Raw genomic sequence first — 8,062 nt, 5'->3', positions numbered from 1 at the left:
AGTACGAAGCAATCATCAACCCACAGGTCGCACTCGCGGCCTAAATCAACGAGTCAACCGAACCTGCAGCAGTCCCGTTCGCGATGCGGCTGCTCGCCTCGAGGGCGACCCTGAAAACCTGGTTCTGTGTGGACGCGGCGTTCATCAGGTTCACCTGAGTGGCAAGCCACGTGGCGATCGCCCTGTCGTGTTTCCCCGCTCCCCCAGCGCCTGGAGCTGGCCGATGAGGTGCCGGCTCGAGCGGCCCAGGCGATCAAGACGCCAGACGACGAGCGTGTCGCCTGGGCGGAGCTGGTCGAGGAGCTTTGTCAGCTCGGGGCGATGCTCGAGCGGGCCTGACATCGTGTCGACCCACACTCGATAGCAGCCCGCTGCGTTCAACGCGTCAAGCTGCAGCGACGCATCTTGATCGGTCGTCGACACTCGCGCGCACCCGAGGAGCTCTCCCATGCTCGAGCACGTAACGGAACTCGCCGCGCACAGCTGGTAACGACTCATGGATACCGGCACTGAGTATCGCTACACGACTCGCCGCTCCAAGCAACTTCCTCGATCCGAGGCCAGCCCTTGTGCCACAAACGGTCGTTTCTGTGTCAGACCAAGACAGACCCTCCTCGGCAGAGTGGGCCGGCTCACAGGTACCGGTGGTGCGGGTCCTTGCGGACAGACCTACCAGTCAGTGAGCACGCGGAGGGCCTGCTGAGCGCGGAGCGGGAGATCATCGTCTTCTGCGGCGGTCCATGCCTCAAGCACCACGGTGAGGATGCTGATGATTGCAGCTGCCCGGGCTTGGGCTTCGAACACGGTGATGGCTGGGAAGTGCTGCCGCACAATGCCAACCAGATCTTCCTGAGCGGCGCGGCCAGCTGCCAACCACGACACACGAAGCGCTGGTGTTCCGAGGATCAGCCGCAGTTCGCTGCGACGGACCGGGCTGTCCGACACCTCCACGAGCCCTGCCACCACCGCTTCCAGGAGCGGCAGGTCCTGATGCTTTCCGATTGCCGCCGCCAGTTCCTCCGGACCCGCGCTCAAACCCACGGAGAGCGCTTCATCCTTGCCCGAGCAGTGTCGATAGAACGTGCGCATCGAGATCCCCGCTGCCGTCGCGATCTGCTCAACGGTGACGTTCTCAAACCCGTACCGCTCGAACAGCGACGCCGCTGCCTCCGCGATCTCGGCCTGCGTCGCCGTCCGGCGGCGCACCCGAAGTGGAGCGATCTGCCGGATCTCGTCGTCGGCCCCTTGCATGTCCACGCTCCAAGTATCCCGCGATCGCCACTGGCACTCGTCCGCTAAGTGGCAGACTGTGCCATGTGCTCGGAGCGACCGAGTCTCAAAGGAGAGAACATGTCTGCAGTGTCGTTCACTGGCCGCGTGGCGGTCGTGACAGGAGCTGGCGGAGGGCTGGGTCGGGCGCATGCCCTCGAGCTCGCGAGCCGCGGAGCAAAGGTGGTAATCAACGACCTCGGCGGTGACATCAGCGGTGAGAACGGCGGGACCGCGATGGCCGATCAGGTCGCCGACGAGATCCGCGCTGGCGGCGGCGAGGCGGTGTCGAACTACGACTCCGTCGCCACGCCCGAGGGCGGTCAGGCAATCATCCAGACCGCTCTCGACGCGTTCGGCAAGATCGACATCCTCGTCAACAACGCCGGCAACATCCGCAACGCCGCCTTCACCGATCTGACTCCGGCAGCGATCGACGCCCTGCTGGCTGTGCACGTCAACGGAGCGTTCTACGTCACTCAGCCTGCCTTCGCGAACATGCGCGAGAACGGCTACGGACGCATCGTGTTCACCTCCTCGGCGGCTGGGCTGTTCGGGTCGATCCAACAGGCCAACTACGCAGCCGCAAAGGGTGGAGTGTTCGGTCTCGCGAACGTGGTCGCGCTCGAAGGGGCACCGCACGGCATCCTCGCGAACACGATCCTCCCCGCGGCGGTCAGCCGGATGGGAGCGGACATGAACGCGGACCAGTTCGTCGGCATGCCGACCACCCCGGCGCACGCCGAACCCGAAATGATCAGCGCCCTGGTCGCATACCTGGCCAGCGAATCGAACACCCGCTCGCACGAGCTCTACTCGATCGCACGCGGCCGGTACGCACGTGTCTTCATGGGTGTCACGCCGGGCTGGCACGTCACCGCCGACGAACCGGTCGCCACACCTGACGACGTCGCTGCGCACATCGACCAGATACGAGATCTGGACGGGTACGCAATCCCCGGGTCAATGAACGAAGAGTTTGCGTTGGTCCGCTGATGACTTTCAAGGACAAGGTCGTCGCCGTCACCGGCGGCGCATCCGGCATCGGAGAAGCAACCGCGAAGCTGCTCGCCGAACGCGGCGCCAAAGTCGTCATCGGTGATGTTGTCGACACCGCCGGCGCCCGAGTGGTCGAGGAGATCACCGCAGCCGGTGGCACCGCGTCGTTCATCCGCATCGACGTATCACGTGCCGAGGACACAGTCGCCCTCGTCGCCCACGCCGTGAACACGTTCGGCGCGCTGCACTACGCCGCGAACATCGCTGGGATCGGCCACCCGGCTGCACGCATCCACGATCTCGACGAGGCATGGTGGGACCGCATCCACAACATCGACCTCAAGGGCATGTGGTTGTCGATGAAAGCCGAGATCAGCTACTTCCTTGAACACGGCGGCGGCTCGATCGTGAACATGGCATCCGGCGCCGGCCTCCGCGCCACGATCGGTCAGCCCGCCTACGCCGTAGCGAAGGCAGGCGTCATCTCCCTCACCGGGCAAGCCGCACTCGAGTACGCGCGGGACAGCATCCGCGTCAACGCTGTCGCCCCCGGTCTGATCGACACCCCCGCAGTGGCAGCCCTCGACGAGGGAACCCGAGCCATGTACGCGGAGCAGATGCCCATGGGTCGCATGGGATCCCCACGAGAGGTCGCCGCCACCGTCGCATGGCTGCTCTCCGACGACGCAGGATTCGTCACTGGCATCACCCACAGCGTCGACGGCGGCTTCATGCAGAAGAGCTGACCGCTTCATCACCCGACACCACACCCGCTCCGACGGCTGCGCCCCGCAACAGGACACGGGGCGCAGCCAGGAAGAAGCATCATGACTGCCACACCCTCCGAACCTCAGCACACTGCCCGTACCTACGTCGTCACCGGAGCAGCCTCAGGCATCGGCGCAGCCACCGCCGCTCTCCTTCGCACGCGCGGGCACCGCGTCATCGGCATCGACATCCGAAACGCGGACATCATTGCCGACCTCAGCACGGCCGACGGCCGGGACACCCTCGCCGGCGCGGTCGACCAAGCCAGCGGCGGCCGCATCGACGCGGTCATCGCGGTTGCTGGCGTCGCAGCTCCCGCACCGGTCACGATCACGGTGAACTACTTCGGCGCTGTCGCCACGCTCGAACGCCTCCGACCACTGCTGGTGCACTCCGACGCTCCACGCGCAGCGATCGTGTCGTCGTTCTCCACACTGCAAACCACCGATGACGACGTCGTCGAAGCGTGCCTGCAGGGAGACGAAGCAGCAGCAGTCAGTGCCGCCGAGACGGCTGTTGCCCGCGATGGAGGCCAGACGCTGTACGCCTCATCGAAACGGGCCATCTCACGGTGGGTGCGACGAGCAGCCATCAGTCCCGAGTGGGCCGAAGCAGGTGTCCCCCTCAACGCGGTCGGCCCCGGCATCGTGATCAGTCCGATGACTCAGCCGATGCTCGATAACCCCGAACAGCGCGACGCCCTCCTGCAGGTGGTGCCGATGCCGCTTCACGGCCCATCAGAACCAGCAGCACCAGCTGAACTACTCACCTGGCTGACCAGCCCTGCAAACACCCATGTCACAGGACAAGTCATCTTCGTCGACGGCGGAGCCGACGCATCGCTGCGTACCGGCGACATATTCGCCTGACCGGCGACGCTCACGCGACCGCACTGCATACCGCCAGGTCGCACCGTGCCTCGGTAGACGATCGGCTATCTCTAATGGTTCTTGGTCGGCCTGGGGTCGGCTGACAGGCTGGCACCGGTCCCGGCTCGTGGTGTGACTCTTCGGCTATCTGCCTGTCGTCATGACGTGGCATTGTCTCGACTCGTCCGCTGCGGGTGGCGGGGCTGGTGCCGGCCCGTCCGCTGCGATGGCTTGATAGAAGGTCGTCGAACCAGCCACCTGGTTGTGACTCGTTAGAGATCCGCCCCGCAACGACTCTCCCGGGCCGGGCGCCAACACGGTTCCCGTCTTGGAAGGAGTCCCGCAATGCCCATCGTCGCAGACGAGTACACGCATGTCATCGGCGTCGACACGCACGCCAAAACGCACACCTACGTCATCCTCGACACCCGCACTGGCGGCGTCGTCGACACCGCGTCGTTCCCGACGAGTCCGACTGGTCTCGCCCGCGCATTGGCTTGGATCGATCGTCGGACAGCCGCTGGACGGCTCGCGGCTGTCGAGGGGACCAGCTCCTACGGAGCATCCCTGACCGAAGCGCTGCAGCAGGCCGACATTCCCTTGGTCGAAGCGCGACCACCACGACGAGCCGACCGCGGAGCTCGCGGGAAGTCCGACCCAGTCGATGCCGAAGCCGCGGCTCGTGCCGTGCTGCGCACCGACACGGCGCTGCTCTCCTGGCCGAGGACCGGCAATATCCGGTCGGCGTTGCGCGTGTTGCTGGCGGCGCGGAGATCGATGGACGGTCAACGCACCGCGAGCCGGAACGCGCTCACCGCGCTGCTGCGCACGATCAATCTCGGTATCGACGTTCGGCACCCGCTGAAGGACACGCAGATCGCCTCGATCGCAGCGTGGCGGCACCGTCCCAGTGACGACATCGATGAGGTCATCGCGCGAGCCGAAGCGGTCCGCCTTGCTCGCGACGTCATTGACCTGACCGGCAAGCTCAACGCAAACCACCATGCACTCGAGCGATACGTCTCCGCTCTCGCGCCTACGGTGCTCGACATTGCTGGCGTCGGGCCGGTCTCAGCGGCTGTGTTCCTCACCGCGTACTCGCATGTCGGCCGAGTCCGCAGCGAGGCCGCGTTCGCGTCCCTCGGCGGCGCGGGCGATTCAAGGGCGCGATTGCCATCGATGCCACATTCGCGGAAGTCTCGGGCAAGCAGAAGAGTGCCAAGAACATCAAGCCGGGCGATAAGGTCTCCACGAACTACGACTGCGGTTGGTACGGCCGGCAGGGCAGCCACGACCCTGACCAGGACGGCGGCGATAAGTACGCGTTCGGATGGGACCTCGAGTACGCGGTCATGACCCGCGACCCGAACGAGACTGAGGCGAGCTATCCCCTGCTCTTTCTCTCGACCAGCGGTCACAAGCCTGGCGCTCTCACAGGGCACGGCTTGTTCCTCTACCAGTCTGCCGTTGAACGCGGTCACGCCATCAAAACCGTTGTCGGCGACCGCGCCTACTTCCCAGGAGCGAAGCCCGAGGACTTGCAGCGCCCTCTCGCGCAAGCAGGCGTCAAGGTCGTCATGGACTACAAAAACGAGGAAGAGGAGCTCGGTCAGCAAGCGTTCTATGCAAGCGCCGATGGCCGGCACAACCTGGTCATGGTCACGGGTAGCTGGCACCTGCGGTTCATGCCAGCCGCCCTCATTGACGCCGAGAAGACATACCTCGACTACCTCAAGACCATCACGAGCAAGCCCGAGGCCGAGCGCTCCAAACTTCGAGACGAAGCCCACGCGCTTCTCCGTCAGCGCCGCAAGGAGCGCTCCCGCTACCGGCTCATCCCCCGTAGCGGTTACGACGCCACCGGCGCGCGCCAGTACTCCTACCCGGAATTCACCGACCCGAAGGTCTACGACGCAGAGTCCGACACCTGGATCGACGTTGTCATCCCGGGCAAGACCGTGAAAGTCCCTGGGGTTCTCAGCGACAAGAACGGCGTCAAGAACCAGAACCACCTCAAGTACGGTCAGGAGTACGAGTACAAGTCCGACGTGTGGCGCGCCTGGTTCGGCAAGCGCAACAACGTCGAGAACGGTAATTCGTGTCTCAAGGACGCGGACCGCGAGGCGCTCGGAGTTCCGATGAAGCGACGCATGCGTGGCCCCTGGATTGTCGAGATGGCCGGCGCCATGACAGCAGCGAGCGCCAACATCTCCCGCATCATCGACTGGCTCAAGGCCCGCCTCGCTCTCCGGAAGCCGCGAAAAGTCACAACCCGAACGCCGAAAACTCGGATCACCCCCCCCCGCTCCGCCTCCAGGATTCGAACCCGGACCTAACGGCACCAAAGGCCGTCGTGCTGCCGTTACACCAAGGCGGAACACGCCCGACGGAGTGGAGCCCGCCCGGCGCCCGACCATCCTCCCATGTCGTGGCCGGTGGCCGTGCGCTGCCGGTTCGGCCAAGATGGGGGGATGCCGCAGGAGGACGAGGTCGATCGCATCGTCGCGGCGTGGGGTCGTGAGCGCGACGACCTCGACTTCGCCCCGCTCGAGGTGTTCTCGCGGGTCGACCGGCTGGCGCGGCACCTCGACCGGGCACGGCGGGCGGCGTTCGACGCGAGCGGCGTGGAGCCGTGGGAGTTCGACGTCCTGTCGGCGCTGCGGCGCGCGGGCGAGCCGTACGAGTTGAGCCCGAAGACGCTCCTGCAGCAGACGCTCGTGTCCAGCGGCACGATGACGAACCGGGTCGACCGGCTCGCGGCGCGCGGGCTCGTCAGCCGACGCACGGACCCGAAGGACGGCCGCGGGATCCTGGTCGCCCTCACCGGCGCAGGACGGACCGCGGTGGACACGGCGATCGCCGACCTGCTCGATGCCGAGCGCACGATCCTCGACGAGGTGTCCGGCACGGAGCAGGCGCAGCTCTCCGGGCTGTTGCGGCGACTCATCCTCGGCCTCGGCGACTGACCGCGAACGAGACCGAAACCGCGACCGAGACCGAGACCGAGACCGAGACCGAGACCGGACGGACTACCCTCCGGGCCATGCACGCGATCACCCTGGCCGTGGCCGACGTCGAGCGATCGGCCGAGTTCTACCGCGCCCTGCTCGACGTCGAGGGCAGCGGCATCATCGGCACCGAGTACCCGCGTTCAGCCGACCAGGCCGGCGGCACCACGGCGATGTTCACGCTCGACGACGGACTCATCGTCAGCGTCTACGCCCGCGAGGACATGGCGCTCGACTCGGGTGTCGACCTCCCGCACGGGCCGACGTCGACGATCGGACACTTCGTGGACTCGCGGGCCGAGGCTGACGCGTTCCTCGAGCGGGCGCGCAGCGCGGGGGCGACCATGCTCGCATCGCCGTACACGCGGCCGTGGGGCATGTACTCCGGCTTCTTCCAGGACCCCGACGGACACCTCTGGGAGATCGTCGCGAACCCGGGCGGTGGCGATCCGGCGTCCGTCGGCTGACGTCCGGCCGCGAACAGGGGGCGCGCCCGGCGGCTGCCGTGCCCTACGGTGGTGGCATGGACACGGGGCGGGCGGTTCTGGGCGTGAGCGCGGCGGGGGCACTCGTGCTCGCCGTCGGACTGGGGATCGTGATCGCGCCGGGACACGCGCTCGCGACGGACCCCGACCGAGGTGCTGCCTGCGGCTCCTACCCGGACGGCACGACGACCGCGGCGGCATGGTTCATGGTCGAGTTCGACAACGCGTCCGACCGGGGCGTCCGCGTGGTCGACGTCCGAGTGGACGATGTCGAGGGTGCGGACGTGACACCGCTCGCCGTCGCGCTCGACCCTGGGGACACGGGTTCCGGACTGTGGGTCACCGACGACCCCGTCGCTCCGAGCGAGTACGGGCGGACCGTTCCGCTGCGTGACGGCGTCACCGTCCCGGCTCACGGCAAGCTCGACGTCGTCGGGCGCATGGTCGTGCGCCCTGGCGCGAGCGCCGGCCACGTCCGGGGCTTCACCGCGACCTCCAGTGGGCCCCTGTGGACGACGCACACGGTGACGCTCGACCGGTCGTTCAACGTCGGCATCGGCGGCGAGCAGCACGGTGCAGCGATCGGATGCGGTCCTGACTTCGGCGACGACGACCCCGACGACGCCGCCTGAGCCGGCCCGCCGAGGATCGGCGCCACCGCGCC

General features: G+C 66.8%; 10 protein-coding genes and 1 tRNA gene. 8 read left to right on the top strand and 3 right to left on the bottom strand.

The annotated features are described in order from the left end of the window. Positions 1-150 precede the first annotated feature (150 nt). Positions 151-450 (bottom strand): recombinase family protein, encoded by a 300-nt coding sequence (locus IEY20_RS12305; RefSeq protein WP_022902233.1) that lies wholly within the window; start codon positions 448-450, stop codon positions 151-153. A gap of 219 nt (positions 451-669) precedes the next feature. Beyond that, entirely contained in the window at positions 670-1,251 is a 582-nt protein-coding gene (locus IEY20_RS12300) for a TetR/AcrR family transcriptional regulator (RefSeq protein ID WP_042726335.1), read from the bottom strand. Positions 1,252-1,314: 63 nt separating this feature from the next. Between IEY20_RS12300 and IEY20_RS12295 the strand changes: the two genes are divergently transcribed. The 5 genes from IEY20_RS12295 (at position 1,315) to IEY20_RS12275 (ending at position 6,241) form a co-directional block, all read left to right on the top strand. Beyond that, positions 1,315-2,265, top strand: coding sequence for an SDR family NAD(P)-dependent oxidoreductase (locus IEY20_RS12295; RefSeq protein WP_295787010.1), 951 nt, complete (start codon positions 1,315-1,317; stop codon positions 2,263-2,265). Next, entirely contained in the window at positions 2,265-3,014 is a 750-nt protein-coding gene (locus IEY20_RS12290; protein ID WP_022902236.1) for an SDR family NAD(P)-dependent oxidoreductase, read from the top strand. Before IEY20_RS12295 ends, IEY20_RS12290 begins: the two co-directional genes overlap by 1 nt. Before the next feature lie 81 nt (positions 3,015-3,095). Next, the gene (locus IEY20_RS12285; protein WP_083881890.1) at positions 3,096-3,905 is read left to right on the top strand and encodes an SDR family oxidoreductase; all 810 of its coding nucleotides are present in this window, start codon (positions 3,096-3,098) and stop codon (positions 3,903-3,905) included. Between the two features lie 345 nt (positions 3,906-4,250). Further along, positions 4,251-5,261 carry an IS110 family transposase gene (locus IEY20_RS12280; RefSeq protein ID WP_188889177.1) on the top strand — a complete coding sequence of 337 codons (1,011 nt, stop codon included), beginning with the start codon at positions 4,251-4,253 and terminating at the stop codon, positions 5,259-5,261. After that, the gene (locus tag IEY20_RS12275; RefSeq protein ID WP_175327422.1) at positions 5,258-6,241 is read left to right on the top strand and encodes a hypothetical protein; all 984 of its coding nucleotides are present in this window, start codon (positions 5,258-5,260) and stop codon (positions 6,239-6,241) included. Before IEY20_RS12280 ends, IEY20_RS12275 begins: the two co-directional genes overlap by 4 nt. On the opposite strand, the gene IEY20_RS12270 is transcribed toward IEY20_RS12275, so the two are convergent. Next, positions 6,211-6,282 (bottom strand) — tRNA-Gln (locus tag IEY20_RS12270). The genes IEY20_RS12275 and IEY20_RS12270 overlap by 31 nt on opposite strands. Before the next feature lie 94 nt (positions 6,283-6,376). Here IEY20_RS12270 and IEY20_RS12265 point away from each other — a divergent pair. The 3 genes from IEY20_RS12265 (at position 6,377) to IEY20_RS12255 (ending at position 8,030) form a co-directional block, all read left to right on the top strand. After that, complete coding sequence (locus IEY20_RS12265; protein WP_022902239.1) at positions 6,377-6,871, top strand: MarR family winged helix-turn-helix transcriptional regulator; 495 nt, start codon at positions 6,377-6,379, stop codon at positions 6,869-6,871. Positions 6,872-6,948: 77 nt separating this feature from the next. Further along, positions 6,949-7,380 carry a VOC family protein gene (locus IEY20_RS12260; RefSeq protein ID WP_022902240.1) on the top strand — a complete coding sequence of 144 codons (432 nt, stop codon included), beginning with the start codon at positions 6,949-6,951 and terminating at the stop codon, positions 7,378-7,380. A gap of 56 nt (positions 7,381-7,436) precedes the next feature. Next, positions 7,437-8,030, top strand: a complete 594-nt coding sequence (locus IEY20_RS12255) for a hypothetical protein (RefSeq protein ID WP_175327421.1) — start codon at positions 7,437-7,439, stop codon at positions 8,028-8,030. Positions 8,031-8,062: the final 32 nt, after the last annotated feature.

The sequence above is a fragment of the Curtobacterium luteum genome (assembly GCF_014646995.1).
Classification (GTDB): Bacteria; Actinomycetota; Actinomycetes; order Actinomycetales; family Microbacteriaceae; genus Curtobacterium; species Curtobacterium luteum.
This window is presented reverse-complemented; position numbering and strand designations above follow the sequence as displayed.